Source organism: Synechococcus sp. B60.1 (assembly GCF_047462555.1).
Lineage (GTDB): Bacteria > Cyanobacteriota > Cyanobacteriia > Thermostichales > Thermostichaceae > Thermostichus.
In genome coordinates this window covers 1-2,121 of sequence record NZ_JANSJN010000182.1, presented here as the reverse complement: position 1 = coordinate 2,121, position 2,121 = coordinate 1, and the positions used below count along the sequence as shown (strand labels likewise).

General features: G+C 61.7%; 3 protein-coding genes and 1 pseudogene. All 4 read right to left on the bottom strand.

Annotated elements, in window-relative coordinates:
- The coding region (locus NW863_RS12830; RefSeq protein ID WP_414366831.1) for an NUDIX domain-containing protein at positions 1–330 on the bottom strand (330 nt) is incomplete at its 3' end.
- 5 nt (positions 331–335) lie between these two features.
- Positions 336–1,571, bottom strand: a complete 1,236-nt coding sequence (locus tag NW863_RS12825; protein WP_414366829.1) for a hypothetical protein — start codon at positions 1,569–1,571, stop codon at positions 336–338.
- Positions 1,572–1,638: 67 nt separating this feature from the next.
- Positions 1,639–1,830, bottom strand: a complete 192-nt coding sequence (locus NW863_RS12820; RefSeq protein WP_414366827.1) for a hypothetical protein — start codon at positions 1,828–1,830, stop codon at positions 1,639–1,641.
- 41 nt (positions 1,831–1,871) lie between these two features.
- Positions 1,872–2,121 (bottom strand): annotated as a pseudogene (locus NW863_RS12815) (hypothetical protein); the annotation flags it as partial.

Genomic DNA, 2,121 nt, shown 5'->3' with positions numbered 1-2,121 from the left:
AGGGGGAGGAAACTGGGGCGGCAGCAGGGCCACGTAGTAGGTAACGGTCTTGGCCACCGCGTTCCCCTCTGGATCTGTGAAGGTGTAGGCCTCCTGTAGCGTCAGGGGGTCGGGCTGGCCGGGCAGGGTCAGAAGCTGGTAGTCGGTCAGGCCGGTTTCCTCGCGCAACTCCCGCCGGGCTGCGGCCAGGTCGCTTTCGCCCTCATCTTTGTGCCCTTTGGGGAAGGCCCAATGCCCTTTCTGGTGCTGGATGAGCAGGTAGAGGTGGGATCCCTGGGCGGGCGGGAGGGGCAGCACCGGGATCACGCCGTAGGCAGCATCGGTCAGCATGAGAGCTAGTCTCCAAAGAGTTTGATGGCAGGTGGCCTGGGATCAAAAACCTCGTTGGGATCCACCCGCGGGCGCTCCACCCCTTGCAGGGGCGAGAGAGGGCGATCGGTGTCGAATTGAAAGAGATAGATCGGCAACTGGCTGCTCCCTAAAGGCAAGAAGGCCAAGGTATCGATCTGGGTGAGGGCATTGCGGCTGGCCGGTCGGGTGAGGTTAAAGGCAGCGATGCGGTCTTCTAGGGGGGTCTCTGCGGCAGTGCGTCTGCCCAGGCCAATGCTAAATTGCTGATTTCCCTGCTCGTCCACTCCCAAAACCTGGACCTCTCCCAGCTCGACTGAGGGACTGCTCTCCGGCAGACCGGCCACCACCGGCGGTGCATCCAGCGGCGGCTGTGAGGGCAAAAAGCGCAACTGCACCCCCTCCGGCAGAAGGCGATAGTCCTGGTAGTCGTGCCGGATGGCAAGGGATCCCCTGAACACGCGGCGGGTCAGGCCCTCCAGCGTCCAAAACCCATAGCCCACATTGATGCGGCTGCTCTCCGGCAGCCAGTAACGGGTGCCTCCCTGGGGAGCAGGCACTGCCGTAAACCCCATGAGGACATAAGCCTGCCCCCACACCCCTGACAAAAACAAGAGCACCTGCCGCGGCAGCCCTGACTCTGGCTCCAGCCACAGCTCCCGCAGCTGGCCCTCCTGCAGGGGCTCTAGGCGCAAGTGCTGGACAGGGGATCCCGCCAGATCTGCTCGTTCTGAGGAGACGACGCGGTAGCGGCTAGGATCAGCCTCTAGCTCAAAACTTACCGAGGGCAGGAGCGCTTCGGGCCGGCTCACGTACACCGAATACAGCTTGAGCAGGTCCGATTGGTTCACCACCTCCAGTTGCCGCGAATCCAACAGGCGAATGCGATCCCCCTCGGCTACCCACGCCTGCCAACTGCCGTCACGGCGGCGGAGCACATCCAGGGTGGCTGTGAAAGTTTGGGATCCCTCCACCCGCACCTGCTGGCGGTACTGCAAGTTGGGCAGAGGCGGCAACTGCTTCAGGGCAGCGTTGTAGCGCCCTAGCCAAACTTGGGGATCCAGCTCGGCGCTTGGGGAAGAAGCGGGATCCAACTGGGCCAAGGCCGGATCTGCCGCCTGTAGGGCAACCAGCCCCGTTAGCAGGAACACCACTCCGCTGAGATAGCCCCCGCGGGATCCCTGCCGTCGCCACCCTCTCAGTTTGGACTGTCTGGGCGACATTAGCTTACCTCGGCTTGCCCTGCTAAATTGAGAGGCTCCCCAGCAGGGATCCCTCCTGCCCGGACGCCTACTCGATGGAAATAGACTGGGGGCCTTGGGTGGGGGCGGGTGAATCCTCCACCCTCAAGCCCTGGGACTCCAGCCAACTGCGCAGCGGATCTTGCTTGATATCCAAGCCCAGCAGGCCGCTCAGGAAGCCCCCGCAGAAGACAACGGGGTTGCTCAAAAAGGTCTTCCAGACCTCGTTGTTGGTGAACATAGCCAACATGCCAAACCCTTCCCTATCCTAGCAGGGCCAAGCTAGACGGCAATTAACTTCTGGCGATCTATGCTTTGCAGGACATTGAAGATGTTGCTGCCAAGGCGCTGGAACTCCTTGCCGCTTTTGTCAGCAAAATGGAGTACCCAGGGAAGCCTGCAGGCTTGGAATCCACTGGCAGGATGAAGTTGAGAAAGGTGATAAGTCTGTACAGCCAAGACCTCCAAAGGCGTACTGCCATATTCGTGGACAACTCGCAGGGGCCTTGCGCTGCCAATAGAGCCTGCGCCT